This window comes from Thermohalobaculum xanthum (assembly GCF_016623495.1).
Lineage (GTDB): Bacteria > Pseudomonadota > Alphaproteobacteria > Rhodobacterales > Rhodobacteraceae > Thermohalobaculum > Thermohalobaculum xanthum.
The window spans coordinates 134857-159246 of record NZ_JAEHHL010000006.1 but is presented as its reverse complement, the minus strand read 5'-3'; the positions used below and the strand labels follow the sequence as shown (position 1 = coordinate 159246).

General features: G+C 69.4%; 21 protein-coding genes. 9 read left to right on the top strand and 12 right to left on the bottom strand.

All coding sequences use genetic code 11. The features are described 5' to 3' along the window. Position 1: 1 nt before the first annotated feature. Positions 2-1252: a Zn-dependent hydrolase gene (locus H0I76_RS10515; RefSeq protein WP_200609823.1), complete on the bottom strand. Its 1251-nt coding sequence runs from the start codon at positions 1250-1252 to the stop codon at positions 2-4. A 297-nt stretch (positions 1253-1549) separates the two neighbouring features. Between H0I76_RS10515 and H0I76_RS10510 the strand changes: the two genes are divergently transcribed. Further along, positions 1550-2113, top strand: a complete 564-nt coding sequence (locus H0I76_RS10510) for a TetR family transcriptional regulator C-terminal domain-containing protein (RefSeq protein ID WP_234455266.1) — start codon at positions 1550-1552, stop codon at positions 2111-2113. A gap of 11 nt (positions 2114-2124) precedes the next feature. On the opposite strand, the gene H0I76_RS10505 is transcribed toward H0I76_RS10510, so the two are convergent. Further along, a complete protein-coding gene (locus H0I76_RS10505; protein WP_200609821.1) occupies positions 2125-3039 on the bottom strand; it encodes a DMT family transporter in 915 nt (304 codons plus the stop codon). Positions 3040-3400: 361 nt separating this feature from the next. On the opposite strand from H0I76_RS10505, the gene H0I76_RS10500 reads away from it, so the two are divergent. The 3 genes from H0I76_RS10500 to H0I76_RS10490 all read left to right on the top strand — a co-directional run bounded on the left by H0I76_RS10500 (position 3401) and on the right by H0I76_RS10490 (position 6953). After that, complete coding sequence (locus H0I76_RS10500) at positions 3401-3814, top strand: universal stress protein (RefSeq protein WP_200609820.1); 414 nt, start codon at positions 3401-3403, stop codon at positions 3812-3814. Between the two features lie 39 nt (positions 3815-3853). Next, positions 3854-5491, top strand: a complete 1638-nt coding sequence (locus H0I76_RS10495; RefSeq protein WP_200609819.1) for a BCCT family transporter — start codon at positions 3854-3856, stop codon at positions 5489-5491. A gap of 142 nt (positions 5492-5633) precedes the next feature. Beyond that, complete coding sequence (locus tag H0I76_RS10490; RefSeq protein ID WP_200609818.1) at positions 5634-6953, top strand: ferredoxin reductase family protein; 1320 nt, start codon at positions 5634-5636, stop codon at positions 6951-6953. 152 nt (positions 6954-7105) lie between these two features. On the opposite strand, the gene preA is transcribed toward H0I76_RS10490, so the two are convergent. Both preA and H0I76_RS10480 read right to left on the bottom strand, forming a co-directional pair. Then, positions 7106-8419: an NAD-dependent dihydropyrimidine dehydrogenase subunit PreA gene (preA, locus tag H0I76_RS10485; protein WP_200609817.1), complete on the bottom strand. Its 1314-nt coding sequence runs from the start codon at positions 8417-8419 to the stop codon at positions 7106-7108. 3 nt (positions 8420-8422) lie between these two features. Then, positions 8423-9763: an NAD(P)-dependent oxidoreductase gene (locus H0I76_RS10480; protein ID WP_200609816.1), complete on the bottom strand. Its 1341-nt coding sequence runs from the start codon at positions 9761-9763 to the stop codon at positions 8423-8425. A 213-nt stretch (positions 9764-9976) separates the two neighbouring features. Here H0I76_RS10480 and upp point away from each other — a divergent pair, with 213 nt between their 5' ends. Continuing rightward, on the top strand, positions 9977-10636 hold the full coding sequence (gene upp / locus H0I76_RS10475; RefSeq protein WP_200609815.1) for a uracil phosphoribosyltransferase: 660 nt from the start codon (positions 9977-9979) through the stop codon (positions 10634-10636). A 7-nt stretch (positions 10637-10643) separates the two neighbouring features. Here upp and H0I76_RS10470 read toward each other — a convergent pair whose 3' ends face one another. The 8 genes from H0I76_RS10470 to H0I76_RS10435 form a co-directional block, all read right to left on the bottom strand. Continuing rightward, on the bottom strand, positions 10644-12365 hold the full coding sequence (locus H0I76_RS10470) for a SulP family inorganic anion transporter (protein ID WP_200609814.1): 1722 nt from the start codon (positions 12363-12365) through the stop codon (positions 10644-10646). A 118-nt stretch (positions 12366-12483) separates the two neighbouring features. Beyond that, the gene (locus H0I76_RS10465) at positions 12484-13197 is read right to left on the bottom strand and encodes an ABC transporter ATP-binding protein (RefSeq protein ID WP_200610061.1); all 714 of its coding nucleotides are present in this window, start codon (positions 13195-13197) and stop codon (positions 12484-12486) included. Positions 13198-13207: 10 nt separating this feature from the next. Continuing rightward, entirely contained in the window at positions 13208-13933 is a 726-nt protein-coding gene (locus tag H0I76_RS10460; RefSeq protein WP_200610060.1) for an ABC transporter ATP-binding protein, read from the bottom strand. Beyond that, on the bottom strand, positions 13930-14865 hold the full coding sequence (locus H0I76_RS10455; protein WP_200609813.1) for a branched-chain amino acid ABC transporter permease: 936 nt from the start codon (positions 14863-14865) through the stop codon (positions 13930-13932). Before H0I76_RS10455 ends, H0I76_RS10460 begins: the two co-directional genes overlap by 4 nt. Continuing rightward, positions 14862-15743, bottom strand: a complete 882-nt coding sequence (locus tag H0I76_RS10450) for a branched-chain amino acid ABC transporter permease (RefSeq protein WP_200609812.1) — start codon at positions 15741-15743, stop codon at positions 14862-14864. Before H0I76_RS10450 ends, H0I76_RS10455 begins: the two co-directional genes overlap by 4 nt. Positions 15744-15795: 52 nt before the next feature. Next, positions 15796-17106 (bottom strand): ABC transporter substrate-binding protein, encoded by a 1311-nt coding sequence (locus H0I76_RS10445; RefSeq protein WP_200609811.1) that lies wholly within the window; start codon positions 17104-17106, stop codon positions 15796-15798. 113 nt (positions 17107-17219) lie between these two features. Then, complete coding sequence (locus tag H0I76_RS10440) at positions 17220-18641, bottom strand: hypothetical protein (protein ID WP_200609810.1); 1422 nt, start codon at positions 18639-18641, stop codon at positions 17220-17222. Positions 18642-18773: 132 nt separating this feature from the next. Then, on the bottom strand, positions 18774-19589 hold the full coding sequence (locus H0I76_RS10435) for a ferredoxin--NADP reductase (RefSeq protein ID WP_200609809.1): 816 nt from the start codon (positions 19587-19589) through the stop codon (positions 18774-18776). A gap of 167 nt (positions 19590-19756) precedes the next feature. Between H0I76_RS10435 and H0I76_RS10430 the strand changes: the two genes are divergently transcribed. The 4 genes from H0I76_RS10430 to H0I76_RS10415 all read left to right on the top strand — a co-directional run bounded on the left by H0I76_RS10430 (position 19757) and on the right by H0I76_RS10415 (position 24371). Further along, a complete protein-coding gene (locus tag H0I76_RS10430; RefSeq protein WP_200609808.1) occupies positions 19757-21820 on the top strand; it encodes a hydantoinase/oxoprolinase family protein in 2064 nt (687 codons plus the stop codon). After that, positions 21817-23565, top strand: a complete 1749-nt coding sequence (locus tag H0I76_RS10425; protein WP_200609807.1) for a hydantoinase B/oxoprolinase family protein — start codon at positions 21817-21819, stop codon at positions 23563-23565. The genes H0I76_RS10430 and H0I76_RS10425 overlap by 4 nt, the downstream gene beginning before the upstream one ends. Before the next feature lie 95 nt (positions 23566-23660). Then, entirely contained in the window at positions 23661-23900 is a 240-nt protein-coding gene (locus tag H0I76_RS10420) for a hypothetical protein (RefSeq protein WP_200609806.1), read from the top strand. A gap of 165 nt (positions 23901-24065) precedes the next feature. Next, on the top strand, positions 24066-24371 hold the full coding sequence (locus tag H0I76_RS10415) for a cupin domain-containing protein (protein ID WP_325166431.1): 306 nt from the start codon (positions 24066-24068) through the stop codon (positions 24369-24371). Positions 24372-24390 lie beyond the last annotated feature (19 nt).

Here is a 24390-nt window from a genome sequence, read left to right as displayed (position 1 = left end):
TTCACTCCACGATCTCCGCCGTCTCGACCACCGCGTGGAACAGCACGTTCGCCCCCTTCTCGGCCCATTCGGGCGTGATCTCCTCGGCCTCGTTGTGGCTCAGGCCGTCGACGCAGGGGCACATCACCATCGCGGTCGGGGCCACGCGGTTGATCCAGCACGCGTCGTGCCCCGCGCCCGAGACGATGTTCATGTGGCTGTAGCCCAGCCGCTCGGCAGCGTCGCGGATCGCGCCGACGCAGCCCTCGTCGAAGGCGGGCGGGTCGAACTGGCCGACGATCTCGGACGAGAACTCGAGGCCCAGATCGGCGCAGAGCCTGGGCGCCTTGTCCATCAGCTCGGCCACCATGGCCTCGAGCGTCGGCAGGACGTGGCTGCGGAAATCGATGGTGAATACCACCTTTCCGGGGATGATGTTGCGCGAGTTCGGGTAGACGTCGATATGGCCGATGGCACCCACCGCGTTCGGCTGGTGCTTCATCGCGATTTCGTGGACCAGCTCGGTGATCTGCGCGAGCCCGCGCCCGGCATTGCGGCGCATCCGCATCGGCGTCGAGCCCGTGTGGCTTTCCTTGCCGGTCACCGTGCACTGGATCCAGCGCAGGCCCTGGCCGTGGGTGACGACGCCGATGTCGATGCCTTCTTCCTCGAGGATCGGGCCCTGCTCGATATGGAGCTCGAAGAAGGCCTTCATCTTGCGCGCACCCACCGGCTCGTCGCCCTTGAAGCCGATGCGCGCGAGCTCGTCGCCGAAGCGGACGCCCTTGGCGTCCTCTCGCGCATAGGCCCAGTCCTGGTCGATCACGCCCGCGAAGACGCCCGAGGCCAGCATGGCCGGGGCAAAGCGCGTGCCTTCCTCATTCGTCCAGTTGGTGACGACGATGGGGTGGCGCGTCTTGATCCCGAGGCGGTTGAGGGTGCGGATCACCTCGAGCCCGCCCAGCACGCCCAGCACGCCGTCATACTTGCCGCCGGTCGGCTGGGTGTCGAGATGCGAGCCTACATAGACCGGCAGGGCGTCGGGGTCGGTGCCCTCGCGCCGGGCGAACATGGTGCCCATCTGGTCGACGCCGATAGTCAGCCCCTCGGCCTCGCACCAGCGCTGGAACAGGCGGCGCCCCTCGGCGTCCTCGTCCGTCAGGGTCTGGCGGTTGTTGCCCCCGGCGATGCCGGGGCCGATCTTCGCCATCTCCATGAGGCTGTCCCAGAGCCGCTGGCCGTCGATCTTGAGATTCTCGCCCGGTGCCGCCATGACCCGTCTCCCGCACTGCGCCTGTTCTTGACCGTCTGGTAAAATCGACGCTATCAACCCGAATGAGGGGGTCAAGCGCGTTTTTGGCGATGCGGCCACCCCCGGATCGTCCCCTGGCCGCTGCGGGCGCACCGCATGGCCGATTGCCCGAGAAGGAGGCAGCGCCTGGCGCAGGATCGATCACCCGACGACGCGCAGGGCGACGCCAGGCTGGCCGAGGGCGGAAGCCGCCGTGCCCCGCGCGCGGCCCGCACCTCGAAGCGCACCCGCATCCAGCGCGAGAACGCCGAGCGGATCATGGACGCGGCGCTGGAGGTCTTTTCGCGCGAGGGGTTCAGGGGCGCGACCATCGACCAGATCGCCGACGCCGCCGAGATGTCGAAGCCGAACCTGCTCTATTATTTCCCCGGCAAGGAAGAGATCTACCGCGCGCTGCTCGACCGGCTGCTGGAAACCTGGCTCGCCCCCTTGCGCGAGATGGATGCCGGCGGCGAGCCCCGGCACGAGATCCGCGACTATATCCGCCGCAAGCTGGAGATGGCGCGCGACTACCCGCGCGAGAGCCGGCTATTCGCGGGCGAGATCATGCGCGGCGCGCCGCTGCTGGGCGAGGCGCTGAAGGGGCCGCTCAAGGACCTGGTAGACGAGAAGGCGGCGGTGATCGAGGGCTGGATCCGGCAGGGCCGGCTGGCGCGGCACGACCCGCGCCACCTGATCTTCGCCATCTGGGCCACGACCCAGCACTATGCCGATTTCGACGTGCAGGTGCGTGCAGTGCTGGGCGACGAGGGCGAGGGGCGCTTTTCCGACGCCGCGCGGTTCCTCGAGCGGGTGTTCCTCGACGGGCTCCTGCCGCGCTGAGGCGCCGGTGCTCAGTCCCTAAGCAGCATCAGCAGCGCGCCGACCGTCGCGACCACCCCGAGCCAGACCGGTGCGGCGACCCAGTGCCCGGCGAACACGCCTTCGAGCAGGATGACGAAGCTGGGCACCAGGTAGCCATAGGCCATCACCGTTCCCGACTTGAGCCGCAGCGCCGCGAACTGGAGCAGGTAGAAGGTGCCCGCCGTGGTGAAGATGCCGAGGTAGAAGATCGCCGCCCAGACCACCGCCGGCAGCGCCGTCCAGTCGGTCGACAGGGTCTGCGACGCGCCCGCGATGCCGGTGGCCGCGAGCCCGCCCAGCAGCGTGCCGAAGGTGAATACCAGGACCGGCTCGCCCCGGTTCAGTCGCCGCACCAGGGGCGTGTAGAGCGCGTGCATCATGCAGCCGAAGAAGAAGATCGCCTCGCCCCGCCCGATCTCGAGGCCGAGGATCGCGTCAACGCCGCCGCGAAAGATCACCCACACCGCCCCTGCCCCGGCCAGCGCGAGGCTCAGCGCCATGCGCGGCGTGGTCACCTGTCGCAACAGCATCCAGCCGAACAACGCGCTCATCGCCGGGATCAGGGTGAAGACCGCCGAGGTCGAGACCGGGTCGGTGAGCCGCAGCGCCACGAACATCAGCACGAAATAGCCGCCCAGCAGGCCGCCGAGCAGGCCGTAGCGCCAAGGGCTGGCGAAATGCGCGGCCTGCATCCGCCGTGAGGCCAGCGCGCCGATCACCGCCGAGGCGAGCATGAAGCGCGCAAAGGTGAGTGCCTCGGGCGCGATATGCGGCGCCGCGCGCTGGCCGAGCGAGAACGACACGGAAATCATGAGCGCGAAGAGGAGCATGGCGCCATGCGCGGCCCAATCGGTCGCGGCGGGGGCGGCGGCATGGCCGGCGGGAGCGGGTGAGGCGTCTCTCATGGCGCGAGCATTACCCGGGCACGGCCATGCTGCCCAGCCCCCTGCGCCGCGGCGGGTACCGCCTTTAAGGCCGGCGCATCCGACCCCGGGGTGCGACACCGCCGGCCGCGAAATCGCCGCGCGGCATGGACGAGAATGCGAAGGCGCGCGCCAATACCTGGCGCCGTTTGCACCCCGTGAGCGTGCCAGCGGCGCAGGAGGCCGGTGGTGATGACCGTGGCGTGCGGATGGCCGCAGAGGTCGCTTCCGTATCGTGAAAGTCCGGTGACAGGGGATGCGGCGCCAAATTCCCCTGTTAGGTTGAATCCCGCTGGCCCGTGCAATACACGAGGGATGCACGTGAAATAACACAGGGGGAACGATGTATAATCGGATAATGGTTCCGGTCGATCTTGCCCACGCAAATCGGCTTGAAAAGGCGCTGATAACTGCGGCAGATCTGTCCAAGCATTACAAGATTCCAGTCGTTTATGTCGGGGTTACTACCGCAACCCCAAGTTCTCTGGCGCACAATCCGAAGGAATATGCCGAAAAGCTGGCCGAGTTCGGCCGCGACCAGGCAACGCGGCATGGCCATCAGGCCGAGACCAAGGCCTATACCAGCCATGACCCGTCGATCGACCTCGACGACACGCTGCTGAAGGCGGTGCACGAGACACGCTCGGACCTGGTGGTGATGGCCTCGCATATTCCGAACGTCACCGATTGGATCTGGCCGTCGAACGGCGGGACACTCGCCACGCATTCGGACGCCTCGGTCCTCGTCGTCCGCTGACGGCGACAGGCGCAACCGACAACGACACCGGGGGAATTCATGAACGACGACACCGACTCCCAGGCCATACCCGCGCCCGAGGGGGCCGCGGACATCATCGCGACCGATTACGAGATCGGCCAGGACAACATAACGACCTCAATCGGGCCGTTCGGCCTCGACATCCACAACCCCGTCTTCGCCATCTCGGGGCTGTCGATCGTCGCCTTCACCTTCCTGACGCTCGCCTTCCAGGACAGCGTCGGACCGATCTTCAACGACCTGAGAAGCTGGCTGACCGGTTCGCTCGACTGGTTCTTCCTGGCCTCGGCGAACATCTTCGTGCTGGTCTGCCTCGCGCTGATCGTCACGCCGCTTGGCTCGGTCCGGCTGGGCGGCAAGGAGGCGACGCCCGATTACAGCTATTTCGGCTGGTTCGCGATGCTGTTCGCCGCGGGCATGGGCATCGGGCTGATGTTCTTCGGCGTGCTCGAGCCGGTCTACCACATGGCGATCTCGGAGCCGCTGGGCGTGCCGGCGCCGTTCGACGAGAGCGGCAACCTGATCCCCGAGAACGTCGACGCCGCCGTCGCCATGGGCATGGCCGCGACGATCTTCCACTGGGGCCTGCACCCCTGGGCGATCTATGCGGTCGTGGCGCTCGCGCTGGCGCTTTTCTCGTTCAACAAGGGGCTGCCGCTGACGATGCGGTCGATCTTCTACCCGATCTTCGGCGAGAAGGTCTGGGGCTGGGTCGGCCATGTCATCGACATCCTGGCCGTGTTCGCCACGCTCTTCGGGCTCGCGACCTCGCTGGGCTTCGGCGCGCAGCAGGCGAATGCCGGGCTCGACTTCGTCTTCGGCATCCCGAACTCGGTTAACATGCAGGTCTTCCTGATCATCGGCATCACCGCGGTCGCGCTGGTCTCGGTGCTGCGCGGCCTCGATGGCGGGGTGAAGGTGCTGTCCGAGATCAACATGGCGATCGCGGCGCTGCTGTTGCTGTTCGTCGTCTTCGCCGGGCCGACGGGCGCGATCATCGGCGGGTTCTTCACCAACCTGGGCGAGTACGCCCGCGAGGTCGTGCCGCTCTCGATGCCGTTCGGACGCGACGATGACGGCTTCCGGCAGGGCTGGACCTCGTTCTACTGGGCCTGGTGGATTTCCTGGTCGCCCTTCGTCGGGATGTTCATCGCCCGGGTGAGCCGGGGCCGCTCGGTCCGCGAGTTCGTGGTCTGCGTGCTCCTGATCCCCTCGGCCGTCTCGGTCTTCTGGATGACGGCCTTCGGCGGCACGGCGATCGAGCAGGTGCTGACGAACCCCGAGAGCGCGGTGCGCACCTACGTGATCGACAGCTACGTGCCCGAGCTCTCGCTCTTCGGGATGCTATCCGAACTGCCGATGGCCTCCGTCACATCGGTCATCGGGATCGTGCTGGTGATCGTGTTCTTCGTCACCTCGTCGGACTCGGGCAGCCTGGTGATCGACACGATCACGGCGGGCGGCAAGGTCGACGCGCCGGTGCCGCAGCGCGTGTTCTGGTGCACCTTCGAGGGGCTGGTGGCCATCGCGCTCCTGCTCGGCGGCGGGCTCGGGGCGCTCCAGGCCATGGCGGTATCGACGGGCTTCCCGTTCACCGTCGTCCTGCTGCTGGCCTGCTGGGCGATCGTGAAGGGGCTGGCGAGCGAGCCCCGCTAAGGCGCGGGGCGGGAGCGACCGGCGGCGGCTCGCGCGGCTGCGTCCGATCGCCTCCCGCCCCCCGTTTGCCATGGCGCGGCGCCCGCCGCGTCCCTAGCATTGCAGGCAGGTGGATCTCGGCGTCGCAGCCGTGGGGAGGGCCATGAACCCACGCCTCCTGCTTGGTCTCTATGTCGGCGTGGTGCTGGTGCCGCTGGCGCTGGCATGGACGGGCACACGGCCTCCCCGGTCGTTCTGGGACGAGCTGGCCACCGGCGCGGGGATGCTCGCCTTCGCGGTCATCCTGGTCGAGTTCGTGCTGTCGGGCCGCTTCCGCGCCGTCTCTGGCCGGATCGGCATGGATGTCACGATGCGGCTCCACCAGCTCTTCGCCCGCTCGGCGCTGGTGCTGGCGCTGGTCCATCCCTTTCTCTACCGCGCGCCGTCGATCCGGCCCTACCCGTGGGACGCGACGCGGCGCCTGACGCTGATGCATGATTTCGGCGCGCTCTGGAGCGGCATCCTGGGCTGGCTCCTGCTGTTCGTTCTGGTGCTGCACGCGATTCACCGCGACCGAATTGACTACCGCTACGAGACTTGGCGCATGATGCACGGGATCGGCGCGCTGATCGCCGCGGGGCTGATCCTGCATCACACGCTGAAAGCCGGGCGCTACAGCGCCGACCCCGTGCTGGCATGGATCTGGACGGGCCTGTTCGCGCTGGCGGCGCTGACGCTGGCGCATGTCTACCTGCTGCGCCCGGTGCTGCAGCTGCGTGCCCCCTGGCGGGTCGCGAGCGTCCGCCCCGCGGCGCTGCGCAGCTGGGAAGTGGTGATCGAGCCGCAGGACCACGCAGGGCTGAATTACGAGGCGGGGCAGTTCGTCTGGCTCAACCTTGGGAACAGCCCGTTCTCGATACTCGAACACCCGTTCTCGATCAGCTCAGCCCCCGCGTCGGGCCCGGCGCTGTCGTTCCTGATCAAGGAGCTTGGCGACTTCACCTCGACCGTGGGGTCGATCATGCCCGGCACGCCCGCCCATATCGACGGGCCGCATGGAACCCTGACCATCAAGGGCCGGACCGAGCCGGGCGTCGCGCTGATCGCCGGCGGCATCGGCATCGCGCCGCTCTTGGGCATCATGCGCCAGATGCACCTGACGGGCGATCCGCGCCCTGCCGTGCTGGTCTATGGCAATCGGACCGAGGCGCAGATTGCCGCGCGCGACGACCTCGCGGCCTTCGCCACGCTCCCGGGCAAGGAGGTCGTTCAGGTGCTGGCCGAGCCGCCGCCCGGCTGGCAGGGGCGCACGGGCGTGGTGGATGAAGCCCTGCTGCGCAAGCTTTTCGCCGACCCGTCGCGGCGCCAGTGGCTGTTCGTGCTGTGCGGCCCGCCGAAGATGCTGGACGCGACCGAGGACGCGCTGATCGGACTGGGCGTCGCGCCCGAACGCATCCTGGCCGAGAGGTTCCAGTATGACTGAATGGCTGCGCAGGCTTTCGGGCCACCGCAGGGTGACCCTGCTGTTCTGGCTCCTCAACGCGGCCGGGCTGGTCGCGCTCGTCGCCTTCGCCCTGCGAGGCCACGGCTAGGGGCGGCCGAAGCCGCGGCGCGGACGCCCGGGTGTGGCGCCGTTCATTCGGCCGCCACGCGCCCCGGGTTGTTCGGGTGGGTCGTCCAGTCGGCGTGGTCGTCGGACACCACCTGCCCGGTCCGCGGGTCGATCGATCCCGCCGAGAGCCGCTCCATGGTGATGCAGCCCTCGACCGGACAGACGTCGACGCAGAGGTTGCAGGCGACACATTCCTCGTCGATCACCTCGAAGCGGCGCTGGCCGGCCTCGACGCGCATCGCGATGGCCTGGTGCGAGGTATCCTCACAGGCGGCGAAACAACGCCCGCACTCGATGCACTTGCCGGGGTCGATGCGCGCCTTGGTGACGTAGTTGAGGTTGAGATACTGCCAGTCCGTGACATTCGGCACGGCCCTTCCGCGGAATGCGCCAAGGTCCGGATGCCCCTTGTCGTCCATCCACAGCTTCAGGCCCGAGATCATCTCCTGCACCACCTTGAAGCCGTAGGTCATCGCCGCGGTGCAGACCTGGACGTTGCCGCAGCCGAGCGCCATGAACTCGGCGGCGTCGCGCCATGTTGTGATGCCCCCGATGCCCGAGATCGGGAGGCCCGCGGTTTCGGGGTCACGGGCGATCTCGGCCACCATGTTGAGCGCGATGGGCTTCACCGCCGGGCCGCAATAGCCGCCATGGCTGCCCTTGCCGTCGATCGTCGGCTCTGGCGAGAAGTTGTCGAGATCGACCGAGGTGATCGAGGAGACGGTGTTGATCAGGCTGACCGCGTCGGCGCCGCCCTTTGCCGCCGCCCGGGCGGGGTAGCGGATGTCGGTGATGTTGGGCGTGAGCTTGACGATCACCGGCATGCGGCTGTTGGCCTTGCACCAGCGCGTCACCATCTCGATGTAGTCGGGTACCTGCCCCACGGCCGAACCCATGCCGCGCTCGGACATGCCGTGCGGGCAGCCGAAATTGAGCTCGACCCCGTCGGCCCCGGTCTCCTCGACGCGTGCGAGGATGTCCTTCCAGGCCTGCTCCTCGCAGGGGACCATCAGGCTCACCACCAGCGCGCGATCCGGGTAGTCGCGCTTCACCGCCTTGATCTCTCGCAGATTGACCTCGAGCGGGCGGTCGGTGATCAGCTCGATGTTGTTGAGGCCCAGCACGCGGCGGTCGGCGCCATAGACGACGCCGTAGCGCGGGCCGTTGACGTTGACGATGGGCGGCCCCTCGGCCCCCAGCGTCTTCCACACGACACCGCCCCAGCCCGCCTCGAAGGCGCGCCTGACGTTGTATTCCTTGTCCGTCGGCGGCGCCGAGGCCAGCCAGAACGGGTTGGGGGACTTGATGCCAACGAAATTGCCGCGGATGTCTGCCATTGCTCAGCCCTCCATCAGCGCGCGGTGGATGCTCTCGGCCGCGTCGCGCCCCTGGGCCACGGCCGTCACCGTGAGGTCGTCGCCGCCTGCGGTGCAGTCGCCGCCGGCCCAGACGCCCGCGCGCGAGGTTCTGCCCTCGGCGTCGACCGCGATCTTGCGGCCGTCGAGTTCGAGCCCGGCGAGCGGCCCGGTTTCCAGCGCCTGGCCGATGGCGCGCAGCACCTGGTCGGCGGCGAGGCGGAAGGTCTCGCCCGTGCCGGTCAGGCCATCGGGCCCGTCGACGGTGTATTCGAACTCGACTGCCTCGGCGCGGCCCGTTCCGATCACGCGCACGGGGCGGGCGTTGTAGCGCAGGCCGACACCGCGCGCGGCGGCAAGGTCCTGCTCGTAGAGGCTCGCGCTCATCGCCGCCTTCGCGCGGCGATAGACGATGGTTACCTCCTCGGCGCCGAGCAGCCGCGACTGGACGGCGGCGTCGACTGCGGTCATGCCCCCCCCGATCACCACGACGCGCCGCCCAACTGGCAGGGTCGGGAGATCTTCGGCCTGCCTGAGACGAGCGATGAAATCGACCGCGTCCTCGACCCCGGGAAGGTCGCCCCCCTCGCAGGCCAGCGCGTTGACCGCGCCGAGGCCGATCCCGAGGAAGACGGCGTCATGGTCGGCCTCGAGCGCGTCGAGCGTCACCTCGCGCCCCAGAGCCGTGCCGGTGCGCAACTCGATCCCGCCAATCTGTAAAAGCCAGTCGAGCTCGGCCTGGGCGAAGCCGCCCGTGGTCTTGTAGGCAGCGATCCCGTATTCGTTCAGCCCGCCACCCTTCGGGCGGGCGTCCATCACCACCACATCGTGGCCGTGCATCGCCAGTCGGTGCGCGCAGGCAAGGCCCGCGGGCCCCGCGCCCACCACGGCGACGCGCTTGCCAGTCTGCGCCGCGCGGGTGAAGGGATGGCGGCCCGTGGCCATCTGGGCGTCGGTGGCATAACGCTGGAGCCGGCCGATCTCGACAGGTTTTTCCTCGGCGGTCATGCGCACGCAGGCTTCCTCGCACAGCGTCTCGGTCGGGCAGACGCGGGCGCACATGCCGCCCAGGATGTTGCTCTCGAAGATCGTCTGCGCCGCCGCGCGGGGCTGGCCCGTCGCGATCTGGCGGATGAAGAGCGGGATGTCGATGCCGGTGGGACAGGCCGCGACGCAAGGCGCGTCATGACAGAAATAGCAACGGTCAGCCGCCACCGCGGCCTCGTGGCCGTCGAGCGGCGGGTGGAGGTCGGCGAAGTTCTGCGCGGCCTCCTCGGCCGAGATCCGCCCTGCCGCGATGCCCGCCTGGTGCCGTGCCCCGTCCATCCCAGACCTCCGTGATCCCGGTACAAGGCATCACTGTGACACGGCGAATTCTTTTATCAACTGGAAAAACTTCTCGCCGGTGCGTTCGGGGCGAGCGGATGGGCGCGGCCGGCCCGCCGGAGGTGGTGACCGGGTGTCGGCGCAGTCCATCGGGGTGGATTTTCGTCGCCGGCCCGGCTAGTCGAAAACCGACCGCCACCGCCGGAGAGCCCCATGAGCACGATCCCCCCGAGCTTCACGATCGTCGACCACCCTTTGGTGCTGCACAAGCTGACGCTGATGCGCGACAAGGAGACCTCGACGGCGAGTTTCCGGACCCTGCTGCGCGAGATCAGCCTGCTGCTGGCCTACGAGACCCTGCGCGACCTGCCGGTCGAGCAGGTCGAAATCGAGACACCGCTGACGCCGATGATGGCACCGCGCCTGCGGGGCAAGAAGCTGTGCTTCGTCTCGATCCTGCGCGCGGGCGACGGCTTGCTGCAGGGGCTGCTCGACCTCGTGCCCGCGGCGCGGGTGGGCCATATCGGGCTCTATCGTGACCCGGTCAGCAAGCAACCGGTCGAGTACCTGATGAAGCTGCCCGACGACCTGGGCGACCGCGTCACGGTGCTGGTGGACCCGATGCTGGCGACTGCCGGCTCGGCCATCGAGGCGGTGCGCAAGGTTAAGGAGGCCGGCGCGCGCGACATCCGCTTCCTGGCGCTGGTCTGCGCGCCCGAGGGGGCGGCCGCATTCGCCGCGGCGCATCCCGACGTGCGGGTCTATGCCGCGTCGATGGACGAGCGGCTCGACGACCACAAGTACATCGTCCCCGGGCTGGGTGACGCGGGCGACCGGCTGTTCGGAACCAAGGATCACCGCGGCGAGGTGTGACGCTGCGTCAGCCGGGCGCCGGCGCCGCGATCACCCCTTCAGCCTCCAGCGCCTCGATCGCGGCCGGGATCGTGGGGACGAGGATCACCTGCGGCGCGGCAATCCCGTGCGTGGCGAGGTCGCGGCGCACGGGATCGAGCGCCCCGCTGATGGCGATCCGTACGCCCCGCGTCCGCGCCTTGGCGACGAGGCCGCCGATCGTGTTCGCCCCGGTCGAGTCGAGGAAAGGCACGCGGCTGAGGTCGAGCACCAGCGCCTTGTGCTGGCTTCCGATCCGGTCGAGCACCCCCTCGATGGCCGAGGCCGCGCCGAAGAACAGCACACCACGCACCTTGTAGAGCACGACGCCCGGCACCTCGGGCAGGCCGTGGCGGGCATAGCTGTCGTCGGCGCGGTCCTCGGGCACCATCGGCGTGCCGGCCTCGACCACGGTCGAGCCCGACATGCGGTGGATGAAGATCACCGAGCCGAGCGCGAAGCCCACCACGATTGCCTCGGTCAGGTCGCGGAACACCGTGAGCAGGAAGGTGACGCTCAGCACCAGCGCGTCGCCGCGCGAGGCGCGCATCAGGATGCCGATGGCATGGCGCTCGACCATCTGCCACGACACGACCGCCAGAACGGCCGCCAGCGCGGCGAGCGGGATATAGGCCGCGAGCGGCGCCGCGATCAGCATGAAGGCCAGCAGGAAGGCCGAATGGAGCATGCCCGACACCGGGCCGTGCGCGCCCGCGCGTACGTTGGTCGCGGTGCGCGCAATCGTCCCCGTCACACAGAAGCCGCCGAAGAGCGCCGAGCCCATGTTTGCCGCGCCTTGGGCCACCAGCTCGCAGTTCGACCGGTGGCGACGACCCGACATGCCATCTGCGACCACCGCCGAGAGAAGCGACTCGATGGCGCCGAGAAGCGCGAAGGCGATGGCGTCGGGCAGAACCGCCTCGACCTTGGCGAGCGACAGGTCGGGCAGCGCGGGCAGCGGCAGTCCCGAGGGGATGCCGCCGAAACGGGTGCCGATGGTGTCGACCGGCAGGGCGAAAAGCGCGGTCGCCACCCCGGCCGCCGTGACCGCGATCAGCATTCCCGGCAGGCGGGAATTGACGTGCCGCAGCCCCAGGATGAGCGCAGCCGTGCCGGCCGCCAGCGCCACCGACCAGCCATTGAAGCTGGGCAGCGCCGCCCAGAGCGCGGAGATCTTCTCGATCAAGGGCCCGGGCTCGGGGCCGTCCAGCGTCAGGCCCAGGAGACCCGAGATCTGGCTTGCGAAGATGATCGCGGCGATCCCGGCGGTGAAGCCGACCGTCACCGGGTACGGGATGAACTTGATATAGGTTCCGATCCTCAGGAAGCCCGCCGCGACGAGGATGATGCCGGCCATGAAGGTCGCGAGGATCAGCCCGTCGATCCCCTCGCGCGCGACGGTCGCCGCCACCAGCACGATGAAGGCGCCGGCCGGTCCGCCGATCTGGTACCGGCTGCCGCCCAGCGCCGAGACGAGAAAGCCGCCGATGATCGCGGTGTAGAGCCCCATCGCCGGCGTCGCGCCCGACGCGATGGCGATGGCCATCGAGAGCGGCAGCGCCACGATGGCGACGGTCAGCCCGGCCAGCGCGTCGGCGCGCAGTTGCCGCAGCCCATAGCCCTCGGACAGGACGGTCACCAGCTTGGGCGTGAAAAGCCCGACGAATTGCCCCCCGGCGCCCGGCGCCGGGCGCGTCGCATCTGTCGCCATGGTCATGCTTCCTTCGGACAGCCGCGTGGAGGCCCCGGGGAGGGGCGCGCGCGTCACGGCGCCATTCAAACGCCTGTGCTCGGGTCAATGCAAGGGGGCGGCGGCGGGTCGGATCGTCTCAGGCGCCGACCCCGACATAGCGGTGCAGCAAGGCGTGATCCTCGCCAAGATCGCTGGCCGCCACGCAGTCGCGCGAGCGGCCGTTCTCGACGAAGAGCACGCGGTCAGCGACAGGCAGCACCGCCTCGACCCGCTGCTCGACCAGCAGCACCGCGACCCCCTCGGCCCGCATGGCCAGGACCACCTCGCGGATGCGCTGGATCATCGCCGGCATCAGCCCCTCGGTCGGCTCGTCCAGCATCAGCACCGCGGGCTCGAGGCACAGCGCCCGACCGATGGCGAGCATCTGCTGCTCGCCGCCGGAGAGCGTGCCCGAGCGCTGGTGCAGGCGCTCGGCCAGCACGGGGAAGAGGTCGAGCACGCGCTCGAGCACCCGGCCGCGCGCGCGGCGCGGCGCGCCCCGAACCATCAGCCCGATCTCGAGATTCTCGGCCACCGTGAGCTCGGCGAAGAGACGGCGGCCTTGCGGCACGTAGCCGATCCCCTCCTTCGCGATGTCCTCGGGCGGCAGCAGCGAGATGTCGACCCCGTCGAGCATGACCGCGCCCGCGCGTGGCGGGACCAGCCCCATGATCGCCTTGAGCGCGGTGGTCTTGCCCGCGCCGTTGCGGCCAAGAAGGCACAGGATCTCGCCCCGGTCGACCTCGAGCGACAACCCGTGCAGCACCTGCACCTTTCCGTAGAAGGCGTCGAGCCCCTCGACCTTGAGCATCGCGGTCATCTCAGCCCCCAAGATACGCGCGCTGGACCTCGGCGTCGGCGCGGATCGCCTCGGGCGGGCCCTCGGCGAGGATCTGGCCCATCTCCATCACGGTGATGCGGTGGGCGAGCTCCATCACCACGCCCATGTTGTGCTCGATCAGCAGGACGGTGGCATCGCGCGCGATCTCGCGCACAAGGTCGACAAAGCCGGCGATCTCGGCATCCGACAGGCCCTGGGTCGGCTCGTCGAGGATCAGGAGCCGCGGGCGCAGCCCGAGCCCCATCGCGACCTCGAGCAGCCGCTGGTGACCATAGCTCAGGTTGCCCGCGATCCCGGTGGCGCGGTCCGCCAGCCCGACCCGGTCGAGCACGGCCATCGCGGCCGCGTCGAGCGCGCGCGCATCCGGACCACGCCAGCCGCGCATCATCCGCCGCTGCACCGCGAGGCGGACATTGTCGAGCAGGGTCATGCGCGCAAAGATCGAGGTGATCTGGAAGGTATAGGCGATGCCGCGCATCACGCGGGCATGCGCCGGCAGGCGGGTCACATCCTCGCCCGCGAAGACCACGCGCCCGGCGCTGGGGCGGATGCGCCCCGAGAGCAGGCTGACGAACGTGGTCTTGCCCGCGCCATTCGGGCCGATCAGCGCGCGGATCTCGCCCTCGTCGAGGCGGAACTCGACCCCGTCGACCGCGGTGAGCCCGCCGAAGCGGCGGGTCAGCCCGTGGGTCTCGAGCAGCGTCATGGCAGCCATGGCACCACCCGCTCGCGCAGCGTGCCGAGGATGCCCTTGGGGAAGAACAGGATCAGCCCGATCAGCGCAAAACCCACGATCATCATGTGCGCCGTGGTGAAGGAGGACGAGACGTCGATCAGGTAGAACATCAGGAGCGTACCGAGGAAGGGCCCCAGCACGGTCGCGGCCCCGCCGGTCAGGACCCACAGCAGCGGCAGGATCGAGTACTGGATCGAGGCGAAGGTCGCCCCGACATAGCCGAACAGCAGCGCATAGGCTGCCCCCGCCGCCCCCGCCATGGCGCCCGAGACCGCAAGCGCCATCAGCTTGGCGCGGAACACGTCGTAGCCCAGCATGCGAGTGCGCTCCTCGTTCTCTCGGATCGCAGCCAGCACCCGCCCGAAGGACGAGCGCGCGACCGCGAGCGAGCCCAGCATCACCGCCCCGAAGACCGCGAACGCCGCCCAGTAGCGCGTTGCCGGATCGGCGAGATCTAGGCCCAGCACGCGGCGCATGTCCGAGGCGATGACGAACCCCTCGTCGCCGCGGGTCCATTCGCCGAAGTAGAGAACCGTGAGGAAGGCCGCCTGCGCGAACATCAGCGTCACGATCATGAAGCTCACGCCGGTGGTCCTGAGCGCGAGCACACCCACGACCGCCGCCATCAGCGCACCCGCGATCACGCCCAGGACCAGGCCGCCGGGGGCGGCGATGCCGCCGAACTCGGCCGCGAGCCCCGCCGCGTAGAGCCCCGCACCGAAGAACATCGCGTGCCCGAGGCTCAGCATCCCGGCGTACCCGAAGGTGATGTTGTAGGCGCTGGCGAAGGCCGCGAGCACCATGATGCGGGCGAGATTGCCGTGGTGGTACTCGGGCAGCGTGAACTGCGCCAGCGCGAGCCCGGCGAGCACGGCGATATGAAGCCCGACCGCGCGGCTCATGCCGGCCGCGCCCCGAAGAGGCCGGCCGGCCGCCAGACCAGCACAAAGGCCACCAGCAGCGTCGCCAGGATCTTGGCCAGCGTGGGCGAGAAGAAGACCGAGATGATGCCGTCGCTCATGCCGATGATCACGGCGGCAAGCACGGTGCCGCGCAGGCTGCCGAGCCCGCCGATGATGACGACGATGAAACTGAGCAGCAGCGGGTCGTGCCCCATCAGGTAGTGCGCCTGCTGGATCGGCACGATCAGCACCGCGCCCAGCGCCGCCAGCATCGCGCCGATGGCGAAGACGCCGGCATAGACGCGGTCGACGGGAATGGCGAAGGCCCGCGCGGTTTCCGGGTCATGCTGGGTCGCGCGCATCATCAGGCCAACGCGCGTGTGGGTCAGCACCAGCCAGACCGCCAGCATCATCACGGCCGAGGCCCCGATCACGCACAGCTTGTAGCCGGAATAGCCGAACCACGGGAACTGCACCCGGAAATCGATGGGCGCGGCCACGGGGCGGGCATCAGCGCCATAGGTCGAGAGCGCGAGCTGCTGAATGACGTAGAGCAGCCCGATGGTCGCGACGATGGTGGCCTCGGGGTCGTAGTCGAGGCGCCGCAGCACCAGCCGCTCGGCCGCCGCGGCGGCGATGCCGACGATCAGCGGGCTCACGACCATCGCGGCGACGAAGCCCAGCGCCGGGTGGCCGCCGACCATCGAGGTCACCCACCAGGCGATGACGGCGCCAAGCATGTAGAACTCGCCATGCGCGACATTGACGATGCGCATGACCCCGAAGACGAGGCTGAGCCCGAGCGCGGTGAGCGCCAGCACCGCCGCGCCGACCGCGCCCTCAAGCGAGGCGAGCAGGAGATAGGGTCCGAAGTCCAAGCGGGCCTCGCCTCCGGCAGGAAAGGGGGCGGGACCTGCCCGCCCGTCCGGGTCAGAACGGCTGGGCCGTGTAGTCGGTCTCGTCGGGATACATCCCGTCCTCGATCGACGCGGTGTGCACGACCGAGAGCTTCGCGTCCGCGACCTGGCTGATGTACTGGTGGCCAAAGACCTGGTGGGTCTTGCCGTTGAAGACCTTGTCGCCCTGCGGATGGGCGCGGCCCGCGGGCATGGTCGTCATCGCCTCGACCGCCTCGATCAGCTTCACCCGGTCGTCCGGACCCTGGTAGCCAGCGGCCTCCATGCCCGCCTTGATGACGTGCAGCGTCTCCCAGCAGCCGAACATGTGCGCGTAGGTCGAGATGTCCTTGGAGTCGCTCACGCTGGCGCCGTTCGCGTCGACGCCGACGCGCTCGCGGTAGAAGGTCTCGTATTCGGGGGCGTCGGCTGGCGCGTAGCGCGGCATCCCTTCCCAGAAATAGGTCCCCTCCAGGAACTCGAGGCCGGGGGTGGCGATGTCGACCGCCTCGAGGCTGTCGATGAAGCCGAAGATCTGCGGCCGCGCCCCGCTGCCGTAGAACTCGCCCAGCTCCTTCACGAAGGTCAGAACGCCGGGGCCCACCATCACGTGGTAGATCACCTCGGTGTCGCGCGGAATGCGCGGGAAGTAGCGGGTGAAGCTGCTCTCGGTCGGCGGGATGGCGATCTTCTCGATCACCTCACCGCCTTGCGCCGCGATCGCCTCGGAGAAGAAGTCGCGGTGGTCGTGGCCAAAGGCATAGTCGGGGAAGATCATCGTGACCTTCTTGCCGAGGTTCTGCGACACCCAGGGCGCCATCGCCCGGACCTGGCTTTTGACATCGGTGATGCCGGGCTGGAGCGTGTAGCGGTTGAGCTTGCCCGAGGCGACGTGGTGCCCCTCGGACACCACGAAATAGGGCAACTTGAGTTCGCCCGCCCGGGGCGACGAGCCCATCACCACGTGGCTGAACAGCGTGCCGAAGGCGAGGTCGCAGCCATGCTGGGAGGCGAGCTTCTCGACCACCTCGGCGCCGCGCTTGGGATCGGTGCCGTCATCCTCGGTCACGATCTCGATCATACGGCCGTTGATCCCGCCCTCCTCGTTGATCAGGGCGGCCGCGGCCGTCGTCACGCGGTCGTACCAGCGCCCATAGGCGGCGCCGATGCCGGTGCGGTGGACCTGGAAGCCCAGCTTCAGCGGCGCCGATGACTGCGCCTGGATGTATGGCACGAACCCCGGGGCCGCCGCGAGCGCGGCACCGCCCGCAAGACCCTTGAGCGCCGTGCGCCGCGTGATCGCCGATCGCACCTTTTGCGCCTGGGGCGCCGTCGTGCTGGACATGACCGATCCCTCCTGTCGGGCTGGCCGCGCCACTCGCCGGGGCGCGGTCTCGCGTTGTGCAGAAGTACTTTGTAGGCAAACAAGCTGCAGGAAAAGCCCCCGATTTCGCGGACTCACGCCCCCACGGGGGTCGAGAGCAGCCACAGGCCGAAGAGCGTGTAGAGCACCATCAGCGCGGCCAGCGGGACCTGGCTCAGCACCGCCGTCCCGCGCCCGCCGGCCCAGATCCGGGTGGCGATGGCGTCGGCGAGGATCACCGCCCAGACATGCCCGCCCACGATGATCGCGGCCTGGGCCGTCCAGATCACGCTGACCGTCTCGATCCGGTTGAGAAACGAGGTCGTCACGAAATGATGCCCCAGCCCGAGCCAGTCCGCGCCGGTGCCGAACGGGTCCGACAGCGCGACGAGCACGTACTGGCCGTTGATCAGCAGCACGATCAGGTAATGCGCGAGGTGATAGGCCAGCGCGATCGGCACGAGCGACAGCGCCAGTGGCCCGGCGGCATCCCGCACGGAAACGCCGCCCGCGAGGCGCGCGCCGAGAGCGAGCGCGCCCCCGTAGAGCGCCATCAGCCCGACCCACGCACCCGCGAGCCCGAGGCTGTGCTCGGCCACCACCGCCGAGCGGCCGGGAAAGTCGAGCGGGTTGATGCCGATGCGCGCGAGCCACCAGAACGTCTCGTTGAGCCCATCGAAGGAGCCGCCGGCGAGCGCGAGCAGGAGGAACGCGGTGGTGCCGGGAAGCGCCGCTCCTTCCGTCGCGCGCGCGCCCGGCAGGCTCAGCACGCGGCGGCCCGAAGCGTCGCGCCCGACGGGCGCGAGCCGGGCAAGGAAACCCGTGAGCACCGAGAGCGTCTCGCCCCGCGCGCGCCACTGCGCCTCGCCGAAGACCAGCATGGCGATCAGATGCAACGCCCACCAGCCGGTCACCGCCCGGGCAAGCCGTGCCGGATCGTCGGGCGCGATGTCGACCAGCGTGAACCAGTAGATCGCCGCGAGGCCCAGCGTCGCGGGCCACAGGCCCAGGCGCCGAGGCAGCTGCGCGGCCGCGCGCCGGCCGATACCGAGCCGGCGCAGCGCCGCCAGGGGCGCCTGCCAGGGATTCACCCAGGCCCACAGATTTCCGAGGAAGGCGTGCAGGATGACGAAGGCGACCCAGAACACGGTCCAGACCGCAAGCGGCAGCGGGTTCTCCAGCGGATCGCGGCTGCCCCAGATCCCGGCGGCGATCAGCCCCGCCATCGTGACGAAGCCGAGCCAACCGGTCCAGACACGCAGCCCCTCGCCGCCTTGCGGCAGCGGGACCCGCCAGGCGAAGGCGCGGGCAAGCCATTGGCCGGGTACCAGCGCGAGCAGCCCGAAGGTCGCGGCAACCGCGAGCGTGCCGCCCCAGATCGAATGCCCCGTCGGCAGCAGGAGCACGATCGCGCGCTGGGCGACATGCGCAAGCGCTGGTACGGGCGACAGGAGGCCGAGCGCGCAGGCCGCAAGCCCGCCACCGAACCGAACTCCGTGCTTCCCCTGCGACGCCATCTGCGCATTGAGGGCGAAAATCGCGCGGCGGGGCAAGAGGCCGGGTCGGTGCCGCATTGTCGCGGGCGCAAACGAAAAAGGCCCCGGACGGCGTGTCCGGGGCCTGTTGTCGTGGATAGCGCGTCGGCGGCGTCAGTCGACGAAGGCGCGCTCGACCACGAATTCGGCGGGGCGATTGTTCGCCCCTTCGGTCAACCCCGCGGCTTCGAGCCGGGCCTTCACGTCCTTGAGCATCGCCATCGAGCCGCAGATCATGCCGCGGTCCTCGGCCGGATCGATCGGGGGCACGCCCAGATCCTCCCACAGCTTGCCCGAGTCCATCAGATCGGTCAGCCGGCCCATGCGGTCTGTCTGGTCGCGGGTGGTGGTGGCGTAGTGCACCAGCTGCGCGCTCGCTTCCTCGCCAACCAGCGGGTCGTCCTTGGTGATCGCCACGAGCTCGCGGCCGTACTCGAGCTCGGCGTCGAGGCGGCAGGTGTGGAGCAGGTAGACCTTCTCGAACTTCTGGTAGGTCTCGGGGTCGCGCACGATCGAGGCGAAGGGCGCGATCCCCGTGCCGGTCGAGAACAGATAGAGCCGCTTGCCGGCGATCAGCGCGTCGTTGACCAGCGTCCCCGTGGGCTTTTTCTTCATCAGGATCGTGTCGCCGACGACGATCTTCTGCAGATGCTCGGTCAGCGGGCCGCCGGGCACCTTGATCGAGAAGAACTCGAGCTCCTCGTCCCAGGACGGCGAGGCAATCGAGTAGGCACGGTAGACCGGGCGCTCGGCATTCGGCAGGCCGATCATCACGAACTCGCCCGAGCGGAAGCGGAAGCTCGCGGGGCGGGTGATGCGGAACTTGAACAGCCGGTCGGTGTAGTGCTGCACCTCGGTCACGGTCTCGGCGAAGACGTTCTCCGGGATCGGATAGGCGGTCTGGGCGACAGCGGCATTGGTCGCGGTCATTGTCGGTGGGCTCCTCAGAGGCCGTCCCGGCGCGCGGCCGGGCATTCGGGTTTCCGTCCTCGGCGTCGATCCCTGCAGGGGCGCCGCGAATTCCACTTTTCGCGCCTGTTTTGTTTGCGTACAAACAAATAGGCAATGGCCAATATCGTCGCAAGGGGGTCTGCCGCATGTCCGCCGCCGATGCAAGCCCGTCTGTCGAGACCATTGCGGGGATCGATGTCGGCGGCACCTTCACCGACCTGATCCTGATCGGCGGCGCGGATGGCGGCGTGCGGATCGCCAAGACGCCGACAACGCCGCAGAATCAGGCGGATGGCGTGCTGGCAGCGCTCGAGGCGGCGGGCGTCGCCCCTGCGGCGCTGGACCTGATCGTGCATGGCACCACGACCACGACCAACGCGGTGCTCGAACGCCGCCTTGCGCGCACGGGGCTGATCACCACGGCGGGGTTTCGCGACGTACTTGAGCTGGGCCGGCGGACGCGGCCGCAGCCCTATGGCATGACGGGGCGCTTCCGGCCCGTGATTCCGCGCGACCTGCGCCTCGAGGTGCCCGAGCGCATGGACGCCACCGGCGAGATCCTGGTCCCGCTCGACGAGGGCGCGGTGCGCGACGCGGTGCGCGCGCTGCTCGATCGCGGCTGCGAGTCGCTGGTGATCCACTTCCTGCATGCCTATGCCAACCCCGCGCACGAGCTGCGCGCGGCCGAGGTCGCGGCCGAGCTCTGGCCCAACGGGCATGTGACCATGGGCCATGCCCTGCTGTCCGAGAGCCGCGAGTTCGAGCGGGGCGCCACGGCGGCGGTGAATGCCAGCGTGCAGCCCATCCTCGAGCGTTACCTGGCACGATTGCAGGCCGAGCTGGCCGCGCAGGGATACGGGCGCGAGATCCTGGTGATGAACGGCAATGGCGGCATGGTCTCGGCCCGTCTCGCGGGGCGCGAGGCGGCCAAGACAGTGATGTCGGGCCCGGCATCGGGCGTGATGGCGGCGGCCTATACCGGGCGCCGCGCGGGCTGCACCAACCTGATCACCTATGACATGGGCGGCACCTCGTCCGATGTGTCGCTGATCCGCGGCGCCGAGCCGGCCGTCAGCCACGAGATCGAGATCGAGTACGCCATGCCGATCCATGTGCCGATGGTCGACGTGCGCACCATCGGCGCGGGCGGTGGCTCGATCGTCTCGGTCGACGAGGGGGGCTTGCTGCGTGTCGGCCCCGAGAGCGCGGGGGCGATGCCGGGGCCGATCTGCTTCGGGCGCGGCGGGACCGAGCCCACGATCTCTGACGCGAACCTGCTGCTGGGCCGGCTCAACCCGGCCAAACTGCTTTCGGTCGACGGGATGCCGCCGGTCGAGTCGGTGCGCGCGGCCTTTGCCGGGATCGGCGCGGCGCTGGGGCTCGACGCCGAGGGCGCGGCGGAGGCAGCGATCCGGGTCGCCAACGCCAACATGGCGGGCGCGATCCGCATGGTCTCGATCTCGATGGGGCACGACCCGCGCGACTTCGCGCTGTTCGCCTTCGGCGGAGCCGGTCCGCTGCACGCCGCAGCACTCGCCCGCGAGCTCGCGATCCCGCGCGTGCTGGTGCCGGCCCGGCCGGGCATCACCAACGCGCTGGGCTGCGCGGTCGCGGACCTGCGGCACGACTTCGTGCGCACGGTGAACCGCCCGCTCGACAGCATCGACATCGCGCATGTCCACGCGATCCTGGCCGAGCAGACCGCGACGGGGCGCGAGACGGTCGCGCGAAACGGCGCATCGGTCGGGCGGGTGCGCGCGGTCTACACCGCCGACATGCAGTTCGTCGGCCAGACGCACCTGATCCGCGTCGCGCTGCCCGACGCCGCACCCGCGCGCGAGACGCTGCAACAGCTTTTCGAGGCGGCCTACTACGCCCGCTTCAAGGTCGAGCTTCCGACGATCCGCGCGAACCTCGTGAACCTCAACACCTCGGTGATCGGCGAGCGCGCCGCGATCGACCTCGGGGCACTTGCGGATGGCGGCGACGGCAAAAGCCTCGATGACGCGATCACGCACCGCCGTCCCGTCCGCTTCGGGGCCGAATGGCACGACACCCCGGTCTATGCCCGGTCCCGGCTGCCACGCGATGCCCGCTTTGCCGGCCCCGCCATCGTCGAGCAGATGGACACCACCGTGGTGATCCCGCCTGGCGACCGGGCCGAGACGGGCGCCGACGGCAACCTCTTCATCCATGTGGGGGCGGCATGATCGACCCCGTGACGCTCACGGTCATCGAGGCCGCGCTGCAGCAGATCTGCGACGAGATGGACCTGGCCTTCTCGCGCGCCGCCTTCTCGCCGATCATCGCCGAGGCAAACGACCGTTCCGACGGGATCTATTCGCCGGTTGACGGCGCGCTGATCGCGCAAGGCGCGGGCGGGCTGCCGGTCTTCGTCGGCACCATGCAGTTCTCGACCCGATGCCTGATCGAGCGCATCCGCGACGGCCTGACCGCCGCGCCCGAGCCCGGCGACATCTACATCGTCAACGACCCCTACCTGGGCGGCACGCACCTGATGGATGTGCGCTTCGCCATGCCATACTGGCGTGACGGCAAGATCTTCTGCTGGCTGTCGAACACCGGCCACTGGCCGGACATCGGCGGCGCGGTGCCGGGTGGCTTCTCGGCCTCGGCCACCGCGGTCGAGCAGGAGGGGCTGCGGCTGCCGCCGGTCAAGCTGTTCAAGCGCGGCGTGCTCGACCCCGAGATCTACCAGATCATCTGCTCGAACATCCGGGTGGCCGAGCAGCGCATCGGCGACGTCAAGGCGCAGGCCGCGGCCCTGGAGATCGGCGCCGACGGGCTCACGCGGCTGCTCGACCGCTATGGCGACGCGACCGTAGGCGAGGCGATCGGCGAGTTGCGCGGCCGCGCGGCCGCGCGGATGCGGGCGCAGATCGCGACCATCCCCGAGGGCACCTACCATGCGACGGCCCATGTCGATTCCGACGGCGTGGTGGACGCGCCGCTCGAGATCCGGCTGGCGGTGAGCCGGACGGGGGAGCGTCTGGTCTTCGATTTCGCAGGTTCCTCGCCGCCCTGCCAGGGGCCGATGAACTCGGTGCTGGCGACGACATTGTCGTCGGTCTACCTGGCGATGCGCCACATCTTCCCGGACGTGCCGATCAGCGCGGGCGCCTTCGAGCCGCTGGAGGTGGTCGTCCCCACCGGCACATTCCTCGATGCGCAGTATCCGCGCCCGGTCTCGGGCTGCGCGGCGGAGGTCAGCCAGCGCATCGCCGAGGCGGTGTTCGCCGCCCTGGTGCAGGCCATCCCCGAGCGGGTGACGGCGGCACCCGCCGGAACCTCGGGCAATTTCGCGCTTGGCGGATTCGACCCCGCACGCGGACGCGGCTTCGTGATGTACCAGTTGTCGGGCGGCGGCTATGGCGGCGCCCGGGGGATCGACGGGCTGACGAACGGCTGCTCGACCATCGGCATCTCGAAGGCGCCTCCGGTCGAGATCATGGAGCAGCAGTTCCCGGTGCTCTATCACCGCTACGCGCTGCGCGAGGGATCGGGTGGCGCAGGCAAATGGCGCGGCGGCTTCGGCCTCGACTACGAGATCGAGCTGAGGCGCGGCGAGGCGCGGGCCTCCTTCGTGATGGATCACGGGCGGTTCGGTCCGCAGGGCGCGCTGGGCGGCGAGGATGGCGCGACCAACAGCGTGCAGGTGGTCCGCAAGGGCGAGATCCACGTGCCGCCGCACCTGTCGAAGGAGCAGGACATCCCGATGGAGCCGGGGGACCGGGTCCGGGTGGGCACGCCCGGCGGCGGTGGCTACGGCGACCCGCTGGCGCGCGATCCCGCTGCGGTCGCCGAGGACGTGCGGCTGGGCTACTACACGCCGGACGACGCGCGGGCGCGCTTCGGCGTGGTCATCGACGGAGCTGCCATCGATGCCGATGCCACCACGGCGCTGCGCGAAAGCCTGCGCAAAGCGGCAGAGTAGCAACAGATCGGCACGACTCTGACGCGTGTCAAAGACAGTGAACTGCCCGCGCGGCAAGATGCGTTAACGAACGATTCGTCCCTGGGTGCAAAGACGTGGCGAAACATATGCATGGCTGCTGCCCCACGCTCTACAGGATCGACCGCGCCGTCCTGACGGCAGCGGACCTGGTGCGCGATTTCTCCGACTCGGACAACGGGAGCAACCTGACGCCGATGCAGAGGCTGTCGGTGATCACGATCGTCGCCTTCGATCACACGCTGACGGACGGCGTGACCACCCGCGATGCCGCGGCCAAGCTGCGCGAGCTGGCAGACGCGCTCGAAGGCGGCTGACACCGGCACCACGATGGCGAAGGATCGAGACACCGCTGTCCCCGCGGCGATGCGTTCCATGGCATGATGGCGCCTTCGGGTGACGACCAGCGGGGAGCTCCACGGACGGACTATCTTCATCTTGCCGCGGACAAGAATGGCGTCTCGCATTTCGAGGACCACAGCGTGGAGCTCGAACTCCAGGACTTCGCGCCGCCTGCGCAGGCGCTGTTCCTCTCGGCGCCGTGGACGGCGAAGCGCCTGCTGTTCCTGACCCTGCCGGCCGGCTGGGTCGGCAAGCGGCACCCCTCGCCGAAGCGCCAGGTCGCGTTCTGCCTGTCAGGCAGCATCAGTGTCGAGGCCGGCGACGGCGAGCGGCGCGAGATCGGCCCCGGCGGGATCTGGCTGATGGAGGACGTCGCGGGGACCGGCCACAGCACGCGCGTCACCAGCCCGGGCGAATGCCGCCTCGCGGTCGTCCAGCTGGATTGAGGCGCCGGGCGCCCGGGCG